This is a genomic window from Geodermatophilus sp. TF02-6 (assembly GCF_003319115.1).
GTDB lineage: Bacteria > Actinomycetota > Actinomycetes > Mycobacteriales > Geodermatophilaceae > Geodermatophilus.
In genome coordinates, this window is record NZ_QOHF01000008.1 from 1 (window position 1) to 17,942 (window position 17,942).

Sequence of the window (17,942 nt, forward strand, 5' to 3'; positions counted from 1 at the left end):
ACCTCGCCAGCGCCCAACGCCGGGCCGGCTGGCGCGCCGGCAGCGCCCACGCCAGCATCACCGCGGCATGATCATCGTTGGTCTGGGCAGGTCAAGCCGCTCATTCCGGACTTTGCCTCGACCCTGCTGGGCGGCGGGGTTGAGAAGAGCCTGGCCGCGGAGGCGGCCGACCGATTGCCGGCCTTCCGCGGCCAACTGTATGGATGCTTGGGCCGGCGGGGCGATGAGCTGCTTGTCTCCATCTACAACAGCGGAGCCTGAGCGACCCACACGCCGGCAGCCGGCCCCGACCCACAAGCCAAACCTCAATCGGGAACATCGCCGGACGGGGTACGTATCCCCCGGACGCCGTCCCGTAGGACCCGCCCGGTGACCGGTCCCGCGCAGGTGCCTCAACCGGGACACGCTGCGGCTGATGCCGACCTGCAGACTGGGGCGAGATCTTCGGGTCTTGTCACACCGGCCGACTCGCGACCGGCGTCAGGAGCGCACGGCAACGGGCGCTGAACGGGAGGCCGATGGTCTCCTCGTCCGCCCCTGCCCGTCGGGCACGCGTAGCGAACTCGGCGGCTGCCTGGTGCGCGTCGGCGGGCGATGACGTCGAAGTCGAAGGCGCCCATCAGTCGTGCTCGACACCCGGTTCGCCGTCAATGTCCTGGCGGCGCTGCACTTGGGCGCGGGCTGCGGCGATGCGCTCGGCGGCGGTCGGCTTGCTCTTCGGCGTGGCGGCGGCCTTCTGGGCCGGCGCCGGAAAGCTGCCCGGAGCCGGGTTGCCGGCGAGCCGGTAGAGCTCGGGAAGAGCTTGGAGGTCCTTGAGGCGCGCGGCGGTCTCCTTGGACTTGATGACGTCATCGAGTGCAGCGATCCGCACCTGCAACCGGCCGACGGTGTGCATCGTCGACCGGTCGATCAGGTCGTCGTAGCCGTTTTCGAAGGCCGCCGGCCGGATGGCCAGATCCAGGTCACCGTGGTCGGTCTGCAGATTGAGCATCCGGACACCAGCCAGCGACTCGCCGGAGACGTCGAAGCGGAAGCCGTCCGGGTTGGCGACCGAGCGGATGCGCGCGCCCAACTCGCGCAGCGCGGACGCCAGCCGGTCGAGGTTGTCTCGGGTGGTGCGCGGCGTGACGTCGACGTCGCTGGTGGGTCGGGCCGCCCCGTGCAGCCGGGCGGCGTAGCCGCCGACGACGACGAACTCCACGTCGTGCCGCTCGAGCACGGCCAGCACCGGCTCGGCGTCGAAGGACTGCCCGGGGGCCCCGGTCGGCCAGGCTAGGCGGGCCGGGCATGGGTGAACGCCTCCACCGTGGCGTCGTGCTGGGCGTCGATGCGAGCGCGCTGCTCGGGACTGGCGGCGGCGTGGCGGGCGTCGAGGACGTCGTCGTGGTCGTCGTAGGGCTCCAGCCGGGTGCGCAGCTCCAGGTCGACGGCGGCGAGCAGCCGGTCCAGCATCGGGAAGCTGGGCTGCCGCTGACCGTTCTCGATCTTCGAGATCGTGGACGCGGGCACGCCGGCCCGGCGGGCCAGCTCGGCCTGGCTCACGCCGGTCTTGATCCGGGCGAGCTTGAGGACGTTCCCGGCGAACGCCTGCGCATCCCGAGTCCGCTTCGGTCCCCTGACTGCCACGACCCAACGATACCTTATCAGGTACGAAGGGCCGTGTCGGTCTTGGCGAGGCGACCCCGCACGACTCCTGAACGAGCGCACGCCGCAGGGCCGGCACCCGAGGTCTCACAGGGTGGTCCGAGGTCCGCCTCCACGTGGTGAGCGGGCTGACCTGCCTCCCCACGCACACTCCCTCGGCGTTCCCCCATGACCACCGCACAACTGAGCACGACCACAACCTCGTTGTCCGGATCCGGCCACACCGAGCTCCGGGTAGACGTCGGTCAGCACAGCGGGATCACCGTGGCGCCGAGAATGCGTGCGCGGGCGTCGGTGGCGTGACCGTCGCAGAAGTCGATCCGGTCGCCGTCGGCGTCGATGACGCGGTGGGTGACCGGTTCGGCACACGGCTCACCGAGTCGGTCGTGAAACCAGCGGCGGAGGCAATCAGAGGCGGTGCACCAGCAGCGCCCCGCGGTGGACCGCAGCGTCGCGCCGTGCTCGGGGCAGACGCCCCACGGCACGGGGCAAGCGTCGGTCCGCCGGGCGGCCAGTCGGGTGAGCTCGTCGGCGGTGTCCAGCAGCTCCTCGGCGGCGCTGTGCAGAGGGCCACAGCCGTGGCAGCGATGAAGCGGTCCCACGGATCGCCGAGCGCGTCCCGGGGATCTGCCGGAACGCCGCCGCGATGTCCAGGGTGACCGGCTCGGCCTCGAGCGGGGAATCCGGATCGCGAAGCAGCCCGAGGACCTGATCCAGCTGGTCGTCGGTGAACGTCCCCCGCGTGCGGATCACGTACCAGAGGTCGACGACCGAGGCGACGGAGACGGCGATGCCGTCGGTCGATTCCGCCTCCTCCAGCGCGGCGAGCGCAGCCGAGGAGAGTCGGCGGTCCGGGTCGTCGAGCAGGTACCAGACCAGCGCGTGAGTATCCGCGACGACCCTCACCGGGTCGCTGGGCCCCAAGCGCCGCCCTCACGGTAGCGATCGGCCGAGTCCCGGGCCGCGGCGTCGCTGGCGGCCTCGAAGTCTTCTGTACTCGGCGCAGGCCCCGAGCCGACCAGGGCTCCCCGCACAGAGCGACGGCGCTCGGCGGCCCGGGCCGGTCCGACGGGCACGACGCTCAGCTGGGTGCCGGGCTCGACGCCCAAGCGAGCGAGTTGCGCGGCGTCGACGACGCCGGAGCCGTCAGCGCCGACCACCAGGTCCAGGACCTCGGGCTGCCGCTCGGCGGAAGACATGATCGAAGAGCAGCCCGGCAGACGCGCGCGCTCGGGGACGACGAGCGAGTCCGGCGAGTCTGCGCCCGCCTGGGCCGCCGACCCGGCTGGACGTGACGTCCGCCGGGGTCGGCTCCCACACCACCGGAGGAACGGTCGGGGTCTCGCCCACGTCGGCACTCCTCCTGCGGCGGCGGTGCGGTCGTCGGGATGGTGCACCCCCGTCGCCCTCGTCGGGGCACCGCGCGTCCCCGTCGACCCCGCCGGGACGCGCTCACAGCACCAGCTGGTGCTCCTCGCCGGTGAGCCACTCGAGGACGACGATGCTGGCGTCGTCCTGGAGCTGGTCGGCCTGGTGGGTGACCACGCGGCGCATGAGACGCCGGACCGTCTCCGGAGCCGGGTCGCCGGCCGCGGTGGCGGCGGAGACGAAGTCGGCCAGGCGCTGCTCGCCGAAGAACTCGCCCTGCGGTGAGCGGGCCTCGGTGATGCCGTCGGTGTAGAGCAGCAGCCGGTCGCCCGGCTCCAGGCGGGTCTCGCAGCAGGCCGGCTTGCCCTCCTGCAGGCCCAGCGGGCGGCTGGGCGGGCAGGACGGCGGTCGCACGAGTGCCGAGCCGCGCAGGATGAGCGGCACGGGATGTCCCGCGTTGATCCACCGCAGCCGGCCGGTGTCGATGTCGAGCCGGGCGATCACGGCGGTGGCGAACCGGCTGCCGGGGAACTGGTCGGCGATGGCGTCGTTGACCGCGCGGGCGATCTCCGGCAGGTCGAGCACGTTGCGCCGGGCGTGGCGGTAGGCGCCCACCGCGACGCTGGCCAGCACCGCGGCCGGGAGCCCGTGGCCGACGGAGTCGAGCACCATCAGGTCGGCCGCGCTGCCGTTGACCGCGTAGTCGAAGGTGTCCCCACCGATGTCGTAGGCCGGTTCCAGGCCGCCGGTGATGACCACCCGCTCCGTGCCGAAGGTCAGCGGCGGCAACAGGTCCCACTGGATCTCCGCGGCCAGCGAGAGGGTCTTGCGCCGGCGCAGGCGGGCGAAGACGTCGCTGTAGGCGCTCTCGACCACGACCAGCTCGGCGGTGAGCGACACCAGCGCCTGCAGGTCCCGCTCGAGCTCTGCTCCCGGCGGGCCGGGGAGGACGGCCTCGACCACCCCGAGCCGCTCCACCCCGTCGAGCAGTGGGAGCCACAGCCGGTGACCGCGCGGGCCCCCGGTGCTGGGCACCACCTCCACCCGCCGGAAGGCACGGCCGGCCATGGTGCCCTCGATCGGCAGCTCCTGGCGGGCCGGGACCCCCTCCCCGGTCAACGGCAGCAGCGTGGCCTGCTCGTAGTCGGCCAGGTAGACGACCAGCTCCGAGGCGCCCATCTGTCGGGCGAAGTCGGCGACGACGGCGGCGAGGCGATCAGCGGTGAGCAGGTGCGAGGCGTGCAGCAACGAGTGCAGCGGCGTGTCCACGGACGAGGGCTCCTGCAGGTCACGGACGACGGACACGGCAGGTTAGACCGCCGTCCCCCGGGCCGGGCACCTCGGCGCTGCGAGCTGCGACCTCCGTCGTGCCGGTCGGGATCCGCGACCTCAGGACCGACCGTGTCGGGCGCGGGCCTCGGCGAGCACGCGGACCGCCACCTCCCGCCCGTCCTGCCCCTCGTCGGTCGTCGTGGTGCCGTCGTCGAGCTGCTTGTAGACGGCGAAGAAGTGGCCGATCTCCCGGGCGACGTGGCCGGGGAGTTCGGCGAGGTCGGTGACGTCCTCGTAGGCGGGTTCGCCGAGCGGGACGCAGAGCAGCTTGGCCTCGCGCCCGGTGGACGTCCCGATCCAGGCCACCCCGATCACTCGGGAGGCGACCCAGACGCCCGGGAAGGTCGGCTCGTCGAGCAGGACCAGCGCGTCGAGGGGCTCGCCGTCCTCCCCTTGCGTCTCCGGCACGAACCCGTAATCGGCGGGGAAGGCGACGGCACCGAGGATGCGCCGGTCGAGCCGCACGACGCCGCGCTCGTCGTCGAACTCGTACTTGTTGCGGCTGCCCCGCGGCGTCTCGACGACCACGTCCAACCGGTCGGACTCGCTCACACCGCGCCCCTACCCACTCCCGGACGCCGGGACCCCGTGCCCGGCCGCACCGCGGTGAGACGGTGGTCGTCGAGCGGCGTGTTCCTCAGGACGGCGTCGGCGCGGTCGGCCGCGGCGCCGGCTCCCCGGACGACACGGGGGCGCGGGTGAGCTTGCGCCAGATCCAGCTCGACGGGATCCGCCGGCCGGTGAGCACGTACTCGCGGACGGCGTCCACCACCAGCGTCGTCCCCAGCGCGCGGCGAGCCGCGGACCAGCCGGCGAGCAGCAGCTCGTCGTCGGGGCGGAGGACGACGTCGCCGTCCGGCGCGAGCAGGGCCTCGCCGCCCCGCAGGATCAGCAGCACGATCGCGTGCAGGTGTTCGTCGCGGTCCTCGGGGTTGCGCAGCAGGTCGCCGAGGCGGGTCGTGCCCGGCGCCAGCCAGCCGGTGAGCGCCGGCGCCTCGGTGGCGGTCAGCCGGACCTTCCACAGCGCCTGCAGCTGCGGGCCGCACAGCCCGGTGAGCCGGTCCACCAGCGCGGCGGCCCACGCGTCGCCGCGAGCGGGCATCTCGCGCAGGAACCGCCACAGCAGCGGCGTCGACAGCTGCGCGTACACCTCGTGCGCGATCACCTCGGTCGGCACCAGCAGCGCGTCGGCCTCCATCGCCGCGAACAGCGGCGCGTTGGCCGGCCGGTTCTGCCGGGCGGCGACGAACAGCGACGGGTTGGCCCGGCGCGCCGCAGCCACCAGCGACAGGTTCGCGGTGTCGTTGTCGGTGCCGGCGACGAAGCCGGTCGCGTCCTCGAGGCCGGCCTCGGCGAGGGCGCCGGGGTGGGAGCCGTCCAGGACCAGCAGGCCGTCGGCCTCGGCGTCCTGCGGAGCGGTGTCGACGACGGTGACCCGGATCCCCTCGGCGCGCAGGTCGCGGGTCAGCTCGCGGCCCAGCCGGCCGTAGCCGCAGACCACCCAGCGGCCGCTGTGGGGCGGCGTGCCGCGGGGCGGGAGGTCGGCCCCCGGCCCGGCCTCCAGCCAGGTCAGCAGCTGGTAGGAGGCCGGCGCCCGCAGGGCCAGGCGCAGGTGGTCGCCGAAGCGGTCGAAGGGGTCGACCACGTCCGGCGACCCGAAGGCCCGCATCCGCTCGGCCATGGCGCGCGAGGTGGCGCGGGCGATGACCGGCAGGTCGGGGCGCAGCAGCGCGGCGGCCATGACGACGCCGAGGTTGGCCTCCTCGTCGTCGGTGAGCGCCACCACCGCCTCGCAGCACGGGTGGTCCAGGCCGGCGACGGCCAGGTGACCGGGGTCGCGGGCGTCGGCGGCCAGCCCGGGGACGTCGGCGTGGTAGGAGCCGAGCTCCAGGGCGTCGATCCGCTCGCCGTCGAGGTCGAGGACGACGAACCGGCGGCCCAGCGCATCCAGCGCCTGCCCGAGCAGCTCCCCCGCCCGCCCGTGCCCGGCCACGAGCACGAACGGCTCCCGCAGCCGGGCGACCTTGCGGGAGAAGTGCTGCAGCGCCAGCGCGGAGCGGAACGCCCGGTCCTGCAGCAGGGCCAGCAGCGACCCGATGGCGTAGGCCCAGCCGATCACGGTCAGGTAGATCGAGATCGTCACCCACATCCGCTGGTTGTAGGTGAACGGGTACGGGATCTCGCCGAAGCCGATCGTCGAGGCCGTGTAGCTCATGACGTAGAACGCGTCGAAGAAGCCCATCCGCCAGGGCCGGCCCTCGGTGTCCTGGCCGGGGATCAGGGTCAGCCCCAGCACGGTGACGGCGAAGATGACGATCAGCACGATCAGCGGGGTCCGCATCCGCCGCAGCACCAGGAAGATCGTCGCCGAGGCCTGGGCCGCCGACGCGGCGGCGGCGCGCAGCGTGGCCCGGCGCACCCGCCGCTCGTCGTCCTCCCGCCCCAGGAGGCTGCGCCACATGGTGAGCAGGGGGATGGTCACGACCTGCCTCCGATCACCCGCGGTGGAACGAGACCGTCTCCACGACGAGCAGGACGACGGAGACGAGGTTGGCCAGCAGCGCACCACCGGACAGCGACACGACGCTCGCCGTCCACGCCGGGGTCATCCCCGCGGAGGAGACGTACTCGGCGTAGCCGTACAACAGCGAGGCGCCGATGAGCTGGAGGTCGGCGACCAGGCTCGTGGACAGGTGCACCGCCCCGAGCTGGGTGCGGTCGCCGAACTTCAGCACGGTCGCGATGAAGCTGACGACGACGGCGGCGAACAGCTCGTAGTGGTTGTGCAGGGCCGGATCGCTGATGTCGCCGATGAAGAAGCCGAAGTTCAGGGTGGCGGCGAGCAGGACGAAGAAGCCGAAGACGACCTTCTCCAGGTTCACCCGGCCCTCCCGACGTCGGCTCCGCGCGCTCCCGGATCCCGGAGCGGGACCAGAGCATCCCCTCGGGCGCCGCCCCGCGCTACCGGCCACGCTGCCGCCGGCCCGGCGACGGTGCGGCGGGGCCGGCCGCGGTGACCCCGCGACCGGCCCCGCCGATCCCCCTCGGCCGGTCGCACCGTCCCCCTCGGTGCTCCCGGTCGCCCGCCCCGGCGACGCCGTCCCCCACGGCGTCGCCGGTTCGGACCGGCCGGCGGCTCCGTCCCCCCGTGCGATGGAGACGCCGGCTGTCCGTGGTGCAGGTCGCCGGCGGTGTGCCGGCGACGGGGACGACTCTGCCGGCCGATCCACAGCCGGCCCGCCAGGGAGCCGCAAGGAACCCGCAAGAAACCGGTTGAGGGCCTCCCTACCGTCGAGCCATGACCCGCACCGGGCGGCTGGAGCCGGTCCACCGCGAGGAGGACGGCGAACTCGTGGGCTACGTCAGCGCGCAACGGCGCGACGACGCCGACGTGTGGGTCGCCCGTGCGCTCTTCGGCTCCGTGCTGCGGGTCTTCCCCGGCCGGGAGGAGGCGGCGGAGTTCCTGCGCCGCCTCGGCCTGCCGCTGCTGGCCGAGCGCTGGTGGTACCGACCGTCGGAGGGGACGGCGGAGCGGCCCACCTCGCTCGTCGAGGCGCGGCTGGGCGCGGTCACCGTCCGGTTCGGCCACGACCCGCGCGACACCGCTGTCCTCAGCGGGGCCGAGTTGGACCGGCTGCGCCTGCACGAGGGCACGGCCTGAGCTCCTCGGGGTCCGTTCAGGGTCGGTTCCGGGCGCTCCCGGATGTCCCCGGCGGCCGCCGGCCGAGAGCCTCGGCGTCATGACCTCCTCGACCTCGCCGGCCCGGGTGATCGCGTGATCACCGCGGACCGGCTCACCAAGACCTACGGCGACCGGACCGCCGTCGACGGCATCAGCTTCACCGTGCAGCCGGGCCGGGTGACCGGCTTCCTCGGACCCAACGGCGCGGGCAAGTCCACGACGATGCGGATGGTCCTGGGCCTGGACCGGCCCACCTCCGGCAGCGTCACCGTGGGCGGCCGCCGCTACGCCGACTCCCCCGCGCCGCTGCGGGAGGTCGGCGCGCTGCTGGAGGCCCGCTCGGTGCACCCGGGCCGCTCCGCGCGCGACCACCTGCGCTGGCTGGCGGCCAGCAACGCCATCCCGGCCGGCCGGGTCGACGAGGTGCTCGAGCTGGTCGGCCTCACCGCGGTCGCCGGCCAGCGGGCGGGCCGGTTCTCCCTGGGCATGGGCCAGCGGCTGGGCATCGCCGCGGCCCTGCTGGGCGACCCGCCGGTCGTCGTCCTCGACGAGCCGGTCAACGGCCTGGACCCCGAGGGCATCCGCTGGGTGCGCACCCTCGCCCGGCAGCTGGCCGCCGAGGGCCGCACCGTGTTCGTCTCCAGCCACCTGATGAGCGAGATGGCGCTGACCGCCGACCACCTGGTGGTGATCGGCCGCGGCCGGGTGCTGGCCGACTGCTCGACCGCCGAGTTCACCGCCGCGCACGCCGCCTCCCACGTGCGGGTGCGCAGCCCGCAGCCCGACCAGGTGGCCACCCTGTTGCGCCGGGCGGGGCTGGACGTCGCCGTGCACGACGGCGAGCTGCGCGTGCAGGGCCGCGACGCCGCCGCCGTCGGCGAGCTGGTCGGCCGCTCCGGCCTGCTGCTGCACGAGCTGACCCTGGTGCGCTCCTCGCTCGAGGACGCCTTCATGACCCTGACCGCCGACAGCGTCGAGTACGCGGGAGCCTCCCGATGACCGCCGTCGCCACCCCCGCCCGGACCCGGCCCGGCTTCGGCGCCACCCTGCGGGCCGAGTGGATCAAGTTCTGGACGGTCCGTTCGACCCCGTGGTCGCTCGGGGCGATGCTCGTCCTCGGTGCGGGCCTGACCACCCTGGTGTGCGCCCTCTCCGCCGACGCCCTCGCCCGCGAGGACCTGGGCGAGCCGGTCGGCGCCTTCGTCACCTGGGGGATCGTGTTCGCCCAGGTCACCGCCGTCGTCCTCGGGGCGCTCGTGGTCACCGGCGAGTACGGCACCGGGATGGTCCGGGCGACGCTGACCGCCACCCCGCGGCGCGGTGCGGTGCTCGCCGCCAAGGCCGTGGTCCTCGCCTCGACGCTGTTCGTCGCCGGCACGCTGACCGCGCTGGCCGGCTGGCTCGGCGGCAACTGGTTCCTCGACCGGGCCGGCGTCGGCCTGGCCCTGACCGACGACGGCGTGCTGCGGGCCCTGTTCGGCAGCGGCCTGTACATGGCCGGGCTGGGCCTGTTCGCCGCCGCCGTCGGGCTGCTGGTCCGGCACACCGCCGCGGCGCTGTCGATCGTGCTCGGGCTGGTGTTCGTCGTCGGCAACCTGGTGATGGTGCTGCCCGGCGCGTGGGGCGAGTGGACGACGAAGCTGATGCCGGGCAACGCCGGGTCCCGCATCGCGACGCCGGAGTCGTTCAACCCGCTGCTGCTCGGCCCCTGGGTCGGCTTCGCCGTCTTCGCCGCCGAGGTCGCCGCCGTTCTCGCGGTCGCGGCGGTGACCTTCACCCGCCGCGACGCGTGACCCACCTGCCCGACGCGTGACCCCCCGCCTACCTGAGTTGACCCCGCCTGCCTGACACGTGACCCCACCCGCCTGAGTCGACCCCACCTGCCTGAGTTGATCATGGGGTTGTTGCCGGCGACACGGCGGAACGCGCCGACATCGCCAGCAACAACCCCATGATCACGGCGGGAGGCCGGCGGGAGGCCGGCGGGAGGGGCCGGGGACGGCCGGGGACGGCCCGTGGTCGCGGTGTCGTCCGGGAGGACGACAATGTGATCGCGTGACCGACACCGATCCGCTGGCCGCCGGGCGGCGCACCGCCGACGAGCTCGTCCGCCTGCTCACCGACGGCGACCCCGCCGGCGCCGACCGGCTGCTGGCCGGCATCCCCGAGATCCGCGACCTGGTCTTCGTCGGCGCCGGCCTGACCGCCGTCGCCCGCGCCGAGGGCCGGCGGCTGCCGCCCGCGCAGCGCGCCCAGGCCAGCACCCAGCAGCTGCACCTGGGCGCCCTCCGCGACGCGCACCGCGACGACCCCGAGGGCCTGCGCGGGTGGCTGCGGCAGGCCGCCGAGGAGATCGTGCTCATCCGCTCCCAGCAGGCGATCGCCGACCGCTTCGCCGGTTGACGGCCGGCCGGGTGGCCGCCCGCGCCAGCGGCAGCGTGAGCAGCAGCGCGCCGGCGAGCAGGACGTAGGTCCACGGCAGGCCCACCCCGCCCGCGACCGGGCCCGGCGCCAGCGCACCGACCGCGGTACCGGTGTCGAACGCGGCGTTCCACAGGGCGCTGGCCGCGGTCGCCCCGCCCCCGCCGGCGCGGGCGAGGGCGGTCAGCAGGGTGAGGTTCTGCACCGCGCCGAAGCCGACCCCGAACACCGCCGCCCCGACCAGCACCCAGCCGCCGCCGACCCGCAGCCCGCCGGCGACGCCGGCCAGCCCGACCGCGCCGACGACGAGGGTCACCGGCAGCAGCAGCCGGGTGCCCATCCGGTCGGCGACCAGCCCGGCCCGCCAGCGGCTGAGCGCGCCGGTCACCCCGAACACGAGCAGTGCCGCCGTCGCCAGAGCGCCGTCGGGCCGCTCGATGGGCAGGAAGGTCACCAGACCGCCGCCGGCGAGGGTGACCACCAGCAGCACCGCCGAGGGGGCGAGCGCGGCCCGCACGGCGGCGCGGGACGACGTCCCCGCCCCGGTCTCCCACCGGGTGACCCGGGCCAGCCCGGGGACCAACGGCAGGGCGAGCACCGGCGCGGCGGCCAGCCAGGCCAGCCAGCCGGCGTGCCCGCCGAGCACGAGCGCGGCCCCGGCCGGGACGGCGACCAGGTTGGGGACGGCGATCGCCAGCCCGTAGAGCCCGATCGACTCCCCGCGGCGCTCCGGCGGGGCGACCTGCGCGGCGAGCACGACCCCGAGCACGGTCAGCACCGCGAACCCCGCGCCGCGCACCGCCGAGACCGCCGAGAGCCAGGCCAACCCGTCGTCGACGGCGTACAGCGGGGCGGGCGCCCCGAGGGCGAGCAGGCCGCCGGCGAGCACCGGGCCCAGCCCGAACCGCGCGGTGAGCGCCGGCACGACCGCCTGCACGAGGACGGTGACGAGGAGGAACACCGCGGTGACCACCCCGGCGGTGTCGACCGCCGCACCGCCCGCGGCCGCGTGGGCCGGCAGCGACGCCAGCGTCAGGCAGTAGCTGGTGAACCCCAGCGTCGTCGCGCCCACCAGCGCCCGCATCGCCGGCAGCCGCCACAGCGACGTCCGGGCCCGCTCCGTCCCCTCGACCACCACCGCTCCCCTCGACCACAGACCGCCTCCGCGCCCGGCCGCCCAGCATGACGGCCCGCCGGTCGGCGCGCTGCCGGGGGGGACGGCGACGCGACCGGGTGACAGCGCCGCGAGCGCGGGTGACACTCGGGCGTCGGGGTCGGGACGCCGTCCCCGGGTCGCCTGCTGCACCGTGCCGACGGGGGCAGCCACGTGGGGAGGTGGTGCCGTGCTCGACAAGCGCCTGCCCGCGGTCGGCGGCTCCCGGGCCCTGCGGACCCCCGTCCGGGAGGTGGCGAGCGTGCCGCCCCGCCCGCTCGTCGGCCCCCGCCGGTCCGGCGCGACCCCGCCCCGTCACCGTGCCGGCCGCACGCCGCTGGCCCCGCGGGTGCGCGCCGGTCTCCTCTGGCCCCTGCTGGCGCTGCTCGTCGTCGGTCTGGTCGGTGCCCGGGTCGCGCTGGGTCCGGCGCGACCGGGCGAGGGGACGCTGACCGCCTACGCCGTCCTGCTCCTCACGCCGGGCGTCGGGCTGCCGGTCCCTGCGCTGTCCCCGGACGGGGTCGGCGCCCTGCACGCGGCCGTCTACGACACGGTGACCCGCGCGCTGGACCGCTACGCGACGCTGGTCGCCGCCGACCGCGAGCTGGCGCTGGTCGCCGTCCTGCTCGGCTGCCTCCTGCTGTGGCGGACCGCCCGGCGGCTGGGCCTGGGCAACCCGGCCGGCGCCGCGGCCGTGCTGCTGCTCGGAGCGGGCCTGCTGGGGCGCTCCGCCCTGCCGGCCGCGCCGGCCGTCGGCGGCCCGGCGCTGCTGGCCCTGCCGTGGCTGCTGCTTGCCGCGTACCTGCTGGCGCCCGGGCGGCCCGTCCCCGCGGCGCTGGTCACGGCGCTGCTCGCCACCGCGCTCGCGGTGCTGCTGGCTCCCGACGTCCTGGTCCTCGTGGTCTCCGTGGCGGCCGCGGCGGCCGCCGGGAGCGCGGGGCTGCGTCGGGTCCCCGGCCGCGTCCGGGTGGTCCTGGGGACGGCGCTGGCCGGCCTCCTCGTCTGGGGTGCGCTCTCCCTCGACCGGTGGGCACCCCAGGCCGCCGCCGCGACCGCGCTCGGGAGGGGCACCACCGCGGTCCTCGCCGGGACCGGCACGCTGCTCGGCCTCGTCGGGCTGGTCGGGCTCGGCGGATGGCGGCTGCGCCGGCTGCGGGCACCCGCGGTCGGGCTGATGGCGACCGCCACCTGCGCGGCCCTGACCGGACGGCCGTCGATGCTGCTGGTCTGCCTCCCGCCGGCCGCGCTGCTCGCGGCCGGCCTCGGGGAGCAGCTGCTCGGCGGTACGGGCGCCGGCCGCCGGCGGTCGGCGAGCCGGTTCGTCCTGTGGACGGCGGCCGGGCTGGCGCTGCTCGCCGTGGCCGCCACCGCCCTCACCGGCCTGCTGCGGACCCCGTCACCCGACCTCGGCACGCGGGACGACGCCGCGCTGCTGACCTGGGTCGACACCCAGCTCTCCCCCGACGCGCGGGTCGTCGTCCCGCCCCGGCTGTGGGCCGAGCTGGTGCACGCGGGCGCCGACACCGACCAGGTGCGGCTGCCGGGCACGGCCGGCGCCGGTGGGCCACTGGCACCCGTGCTCACCGTCGTCGAGGGCACCCCGCCCGACGGCAGCACGCCGGTGGCCCGCTTCGGTGCCTCCGACGGGCGCTCGCCGCTCGTCCTCGCCGACGGCTCCGCCGGCCGGCCCACCACCGAGGAGCTCACCCGCCGCCGGTCGCTGGCCGCGGCGCTCTCGGCCAACCCGATGACCGTCGCGGGCAGCCAGCCGGCCGGCGTGCTCGCCTCCGCCCAGGTCGACCCCCGGCTGCTCGCGGTGCTGGCCGGCATCGGATCGCGGTTCGAGGTCCGCCTCGACGCGCTGCCCGCGGTCGCCGGGGAGGAGGGCAGCGGGACGCTCGTCCGCTCCGCCGTCCTGCGCGGCCCCTCCGGCGCGCCCCTGCTGACCGGAGCGCCGGACACCGAGCGGCTGCTGGCGTGGCTGCGCGCCCAGTGGCCACCGCTCGCGCCGGACACCGTCGAGCTCGTCGACGGCGGCGTCCGGATCGGGTACCACTACGTCTCGGCGCCCGACGCGCTGGTCACCGAGGCGACGTCGTGACCCGTTCCTCCGGGCGCCCGGCGCCCGTCCACCCGCACCCCGAGGAGGCTCCGCCCGTGAAAAGGCTCCCGCTCGCCGTCGCCCTGCTCTGCGCCGCCCTGTGCGCACTCGCCCCGGCTGCGGGCGCAGCGCCCGGGGACCACGGCGTGCTGCGCCTCGCGCACCTGTCCCCCGACACCCCGGCCGGTGACGTCTACGTCGACTCGGTGTCCGACCCGAGCATGCACCTGACCTTCCCGGGTGTCGCCTACGGCATGGTGTCCGACTACCAGGACGTGCCGCCCGGCACGTACACGATCAGCATGCGGTCGCAGGGGGCCGCGCCGGACTCCCCGCCGATCCTGTCGGCCACGGTCGACGTCGCCCCCGGCACCGCCCGCACCGTCGCCGGCCTGGGCTACTTCGCCGACCTCGGGCTGAAGGTCCTCGACGACGACCTCACCCTGCCGCCGGCGGGACAGGCCCGGGTGCGCGTGATCAACGCCTCCGCCCACGCACCGGAGCTCGACGCGAGCCTGGCCGACGGCACCCCGGTCACCTCGGGCCTGCCCTTCGCCACCGCCAGCGACTACGTCGACGTGCCCGGCGGGCCGACCACGCTCACGGTCACCCCGGCCGGCGGCACCCCGATGCAGCTGCCGGTCGACCTCGCCGCGGGGTCGGTGTACACCGCCCTCGTCCTCGACGACGGGAGCGGGCTGACGGTGCAGACCACGCTGGACGCCGCCAGCATGGGCGCGGTCCCCGTCGGCGGCGTCGAGACCGGCGCTGGCGGCACCGCCGGCGGGTCGGGCCGGACGACGTGGCTCGCGGCCGCGCTCGGGGCAGCGGCCGTGGCGGTCCTGGGGCTGCGCGCCGTCCCGGGGCGGCGGCGGACGCCCCGTCACACCGCCCGGTCCTGAGCCGCTGCCGCGGCATGGCCCGGCACCGCACGCGCCGGTACCCGGTCCGGACGGCGCTGGGCGTGCTGCTGGCCGGAGCCGCCGTGGTCACGGCCACGGTGCTCCTCTCCGGGCGGCCGGGCGGCCCGGGGGACGACCCGGTCGTCCTGCCGGCGGCCCGGACCGCTCCGGTGGTCGCGCCGGTGCAGCTGTCCATCCCGTCGATCGGGGTGACCACCGCCCTCACCCGGCTCGGGGTGGACGCCACCGGCGCCCTGGTGCCGCCCGAGGACTTCTCCGTCGCCGGGTGGTTCGCCGCGGGGCCGGCACCGGGCGAGGTCGGCCCCGCGGTGCTGGCCGGGCACGTCGACTCCCGCCGCGGCCCTGCGGTGTTCTACCGGCTCGCCGACGTGCCCGTCGGCGGCCGGGTGCTGGTGGCCCGGGAGGACGGCACGACGGCGCGCTTCACCGTCACCCGGGTGGCGGAGTACCCGAAGGACGCCTTCCCGACGGCGGAGGTCTACGGCCCCACCCCGGACCCCCAGCTGCGGCTGATCACCTGCGGCGGGGACTTCGACCGCGCACGCCGCAGCTACACCGACAACGTCGTGGTCTACGCGCACCTGACCGGCTGAGGCCGGCGCTCGCCTACTCCGGCCCGAGCACCGTCAGGGCGGCGGGCCCGCTGCCGAAGACCACCCGGGCCCCGGGTCCCGGCGCCGGGACGCCGGCGGTGACCGTCCATCCCCTCCCGACCGGTTGCGCCTCCCCCTCGCCGAGGCGCAACCGGTCGGTGGGAACGCCGTCGCGGACCAGGTCGGCCCACACGGTCACCGGAACGGTCAGGGTCCGGGCCGGCGAGGCCGGGTCGGTGACCCAGGCCGCCAGCTCCCGGTGGGCGGGGTCGGGTGCCCGGGCCGGCAGGAACAGCGCCCCGACGACCACGAGGACGAGCACCGGCACCGCGAGGGCGGCCCGCACCAGCGGGTGTGGCCGGGAGCCCACCGGCTCCCTCGTGACCGCGTGGGTCACCAGCGCACCGAGGACGACCGCCGTGACCACCACCAACGGGAGGACGGAGTCGGCCCCCGGGGTGGGCAGCACGGTGAGGGCCACGAGCGAGCTCCCGGCGGCGGCCGCCTCCGTCAGCCCCCGTACGGCCAGGGCGCCGACGACGAGCAGGCCGGCGACCAGCGCGACCACCTCCCGCTCGGGACCGGAGAGCGCCCGGGTGGGGACGTCGAGCAGGGCGGGAGCGGTGAGCGCGGCCAGCTGGGTGGCGCCGAACGCGGCCACGACCAGAGCCGTCCACAGCAGGAAGGGGTGCGGACGCCGTCCCTCGACCGCCACGACGAGCACGGTCCCGAGCGCCAGCGGGACCGCCGCCAGCGGAGCCGTCCACACCCCGACGAGCAGCGCGCCCACCCCCGCTCCGACCAGGCAGCAGCGCCGCGCGCGCGACGGCCCTCGTCGATGGCGGCCACGGGAGGTGCCCCCGGCCAGCACGAGGAGGGTGGCGCCTCCCGCCGCCCAGGCCGCTGCGACTCCGGCCGGGCTCGTCCGCGCCAGCGCGAGCACCGCAGGACCCATCGCGGTCGCCGCCGCGAGCGGCAGGGCCACCGCGGACAGCCGCCAGCGGACGACGCGCGCGACCAGCAGGAAGCAGGCCACCAGCACGACGCACGACACCACGGCCAGCTCCCGGCCGCCGAGCAGCACGCTCTCGTGCCGGTCGAACGCCCCGGTCGCGCGCGCGTAGCCGACCAACTGGTCCCGCACGGCGCGCTCCCCGGGGGCCACGGGCGGTGCGGCGTCCCGCCCTCCGTGCAGCACCGCGAAGGCGCTGGCGGTGATCCGGGCCTCGGCGGTCGAGGGCGGCGCCGACGCCGCCACCGCCCCGACCCGCCACACCAGCGCGCCGGCGAGCCCGCCGACGATCCCCAGGGCCGCGACCCGGCGGACGGTCGTCCACGCGGCCGGGGCGGCCCACTGCCAACCCCAGCGGACTGCCGCCAGCTGCCGCAGCTGCCCACCGATCAGGCCGGCCATGAGGACGGCGCCCACCCAGGGCAGCACGAGCAGGAAGAGCTGGAACACACCGACCGCACTCGTCACCACGTCGCCGGTGCGCAGCGCGGTGTCGAGCGTGCCCAGGTAGCCGAGGAAGGCCCGCCACACCACCGGGAGGACGTGCGGCAGGAGGACGAGGAAGGCGATGAAGTAGACCAGCAGCGTCGGGACGACCAACGCCACCCAGCCGACGATCACCCGGCGTGCCCAGGGCCGCAGCTCGCGCACCTTCGGGTGGGTCGGGCGCCCGGGCAGCACGGTGCTCAACGCCGGCCAGACGTAGCCGAACAGTTCTGGCACGCCCACCAGGTCGGCGAGGATGTAGTAGCCGTCCAACCGGATGGCGGGGATGAACTGCCGCAGGGTCTCACCGAGCATGCCGAACAGCGCGATCAGCAGCCACGGTTGACCCGTGTACAAGTACAGCAGCCCGAGCCCGATCATGAAGACGGCGTTGAAGTACACGCCCCCCAGGTCGGTGCGCAGCCGCCCGATCCGGCTCAGCCGGTAGGAGTCGGTGACCGTGCTGTAGAAGGCCGGCCAGACGATGTACAGGCCGACGCCCATGTCGCCTGGGCGGGCGCCACCGTAGCGGCAGGCGGTGACGTGCCCGCACTCGTGGAAGGTCCCCGCGGCGATCGTGAGGACGTAGATGAGCAGCAGCAGCTCGGGGGCGTGCACGAGCTGCTCCACGCCGGCCAGGGCCTGGCCCAACAGGTCGCCTCGAGCCGCGATCGCGACGAGAACGGCCACGAAGCCGGCCAGTGCCGTGACCCACACCGGCCGGAGGAAGAACGGACGGAAGACGCCGGCGACGCGCCAGGAGACCACGGCCGGTAGGACGCCGACCCGGTAGCGCAGCGCCAGCAACGGGTCGGACCGGACCGAGGGTTCGGCTTCCTCGGGGTCGTCGGCGTCCGCGTCGCCGGCCGCGATGATCCCGACCGGGCGGAGCCGCTCCTCGACGAGGAAGGACACGTCATCGCCGGTCAGCTCTCGGCCCAGCTCAGCACTCAGGTCAGCGGCGATCTGGCCGGTAGCACGACCGTCCAGGGAGCCAGCCACCCGGTACAGCAGGCGGGAGAGCTGCATGACCTGGTCGTCGGCGCGGCGGACGAGGTACTTGGGCTCGTGGAGCCCGGAGTCCTGGTACTCACCGATCAGCTCGGTTCCCGCGGCCAGCAGGTATCTGCGGTGGTCATCCCCGAGCGAGGGCGCCAGGACGTCGCCGTCGACCGCGGTGACCATCGGGGGAGATCCTCCTCGTGCGCTCGACGGCCTGGCGACGTG

General features: G+C 75.6%; 16 protein-coding genes. 7 read left to right on the forward strand and 9 right to left on the reverse strand.

All coding sequences use genetic code 11. From position 1 onward, the window contains the following. Positions 1 to 619 precede the first annotated feature (619 nt). The 7 genes from DQ238_RS08900 to DQ238_RS08935 form a co-directional block, all read right to left on the reverse strand. Positions 620 to 1,228 (reverse strand): hypothetical protein, encoded by a 609-nt coding sequence (locus DQ238_RS08900; RefSeq protein ID WP_113780947.1) that lies wholly within the window; start codon positions 1,226 to 1,228, stop codon positions 620 to 622. 44 nt (positions 1,229 to 1,272) lie between these two features. Continuing rightward, entirely contained in the window at positions 1,273 to 1,626 is a 354-nt protein-coding gene (locus DQ238_RS08905; protein ID WP_113780948.1) for a helix-turn-helix transcriptional regulator, read from the reverse strand. Between the two features lie 426 nt (positions 1,627 to 2,052). Next, positions 2,053 to 2,550, reverse strand: coding sequence for a hypothetical protein (locus DQ238_RS22545; protein WP_147263036.1), 498 nt, complete (start codon positions 2,548 to 2,550; stop codon positions 2,053 to 2,055). 546 nt (positions 2,551 to 3,096) lie between these two features. Then, positions 3,097 to 4,281, reverse strand: a complete 1,185-nt coding sequence (locus DQ238_RS08920) for a PP2C family protein-serine/threonine phosphatase (RefSeq protein WP_233495835.1) — start codon at positions 4,279 to 4,281, stop codon at positions 3,097 to 3,099. A 120-nt stretch (positions 4,282 to 4,401) separates the two neighbouring features. Next, positions 4,402 to 4,896, reverse strand: a complete 495-nt coding sequence (locus DQ238_RS08925; protein WP_113780951.1) for an inorganic diphosphatase — start codon at positions 4,894 to 4,896, stop codon at positions 4,402 to 4,404. Positions 4,897 to 4,981: 85 nt separating this feature from the next. Further along, on the reverse strand, positions 4,982 to 6,826 hold the full coding sequence (locus DQ238_RS08930) for a TrkA family potassium uptake protein (protein ID WP_233495836.1): 1,845 nt from the start codon (positions 6,824 to 6,826) through the stop codon (positions 4,982 to 4,984). A gap of 13 nt (positions 6,827 to 6,839) precedes the next feature. After that, positions 6,840 to 7,226 carry a DUF6394 family protein gene (locus DQ238_RS08935; RefSeq protein WP_113780952.1) on the reverse strand — a complete coding sequence of 129 codons (387 nt, stop codon included), beginning with the start codon at positions 7,224 to 7,226 and terminating at the stop codon, positions 6,840 to 6,842. Positions 7,227 to 7,642: 416 nt separating this feature from the next. Here DQ238_RS08935 and DQ238_RS08940 point away from each other — a divergent pair, with 416 nt between their 5' ends. The 4 genes from DQ238_RS08940 (at position 7,643) to DQ238_RS08955 (ending at position 10,429) form a co-directional block, all read left to right on the forward strand. Continuing rightward, the gene (locus DQ238_RS08940) at positions 7,643 to 8,005 is read left to right on the forward strand and encodes a hypothetical protein (protein WP_113780953.1); all 363 of its coding nucleotides are present in this window, start codon (positions 7,643 to 7,645) and stop codon (positions 8,003 to 8,005) included. A 114-nt stretch (positions 8,006 to 8,119) separates the two neighbouring features. Beyond that, positions 8,120 to 9,025, forward strand: coding sequence for an ABC transporter ATP-binding protein (locus tag DQ238_RS08945; protein WP_113780954.1), 906 nt, complete (start codon positions 8,120 to 8,122; stop codon positions 9,023 to 9,025). After that, positions 9,022 to 9,819: an ABC transporter permease subunit gene (locus DQ238_RS08950; protein WP_113780955.1), complete on the forward strand. Its 798-nt coding sequence runs from the start codon at positions 9,022 to 9,024 to the stop codon at positions 9,817 to 9,819. Before DQ238_RS08945 ends, DQ238_RS08950 begins: the two co-directional genes overlap by 4 nt. Positions 9,820 to 10,081: 262 nt before the next feature. Continuing rightward, on the forward strand, positions 10,082 to 10,429 hold the full coding sequence (locus DQ238_RS08955; protein ID WP_113780956.1) for a hypothetical protein: 348 nt from the start codon (positions 10,082 to 10,084) through the stop codon (positions 10,427 to 10,429). Here DQ238_RS08955 and DQ238_RS08960 read toward each other — a convergent pair. Next, positions 10,386 to 11,582 (reverse strand): MFS transporter, encoded by a 1,197-nt coding sequence (locus DQ238_RS08960; protein WP_233495837.1) that lies wholly within the window; start codon positions 11,580 to 11,582, stop codon positions 10,386 to 10,388. The two genes, DQ238_RS08955 and DQ238_RS08960, sit on opposite strands and share 44 nt — an antisense overlap. A gap of 208 nt (positions 11,583 to 11,790) precedes the next feature. Here DQ238_RS08960 and DQ238_RS23680 point away from each other — a divergent pair, with 208 nt between their 5' ends. The 3 genes from DQ238_RS23680 to DQ238_RS08975 are packed head-to-tail and all read left to right on the forward strand — an operon-like array spanning position 11,791 to position 15,217. Beyond that, positions 11,791 to 13,701 carry a hypothetical protein gene (locus tag DQ238_RS23680; RefSeq protein WP_113780957.1) on the forward strand — a complete coding sequence of 637 codons (1,911 nt, stop codon included), beginning with the start codon at positions 11,791 to 11,793 and terminating at the stop codon, positions 13,699 to 13,701. A gap of 56 nt (positions 13,702 to 13,757) precedes the next feature. Further along, positions 13,758 to 14,603 carry a DUF4397 domain-containing protein gene (locus tag DQ238_RS23685; protein ID WP_113780958.1) on the forward strand — a complete coding sequence of 282 codons (846 nt, stop codon included), beginning with the start codon at positions 13,758 to 13,760 and terminating at the stop codon, positions 14,601 to 14,603. 14 nt (positions 14,604 to 14,617) lie between these two features. Further along, positions 14,618 to 15,217, forward strand: a complete 600-nt coding sequence (locus tag DQ238_RS08975) for a class F sortase (protein ID WP_113780959.1) — start codon at positions 14,618 to 14,620, stop codon at positions 15,215 to 15,217. 13 nt (positions 15,218 to 15,230) lie between these two features. On the opposite strand, the gene DQ238_RS08980 is transcribed toward DQ238_RS08975, so the two are convergent. After that, positions 15,231 to 17,900, reverse strand: coding sequence for a hypothetical protein (locus DQ238_RS08980; RefSeq protein ID WP_113780960.1), 2,670 nt, complete (start codon positions 17,898 to 17,900; stop codon positions 15,231 to 15,233). Positions 17,901 to 17,942 lie beyond the last annotated feature (42 nt).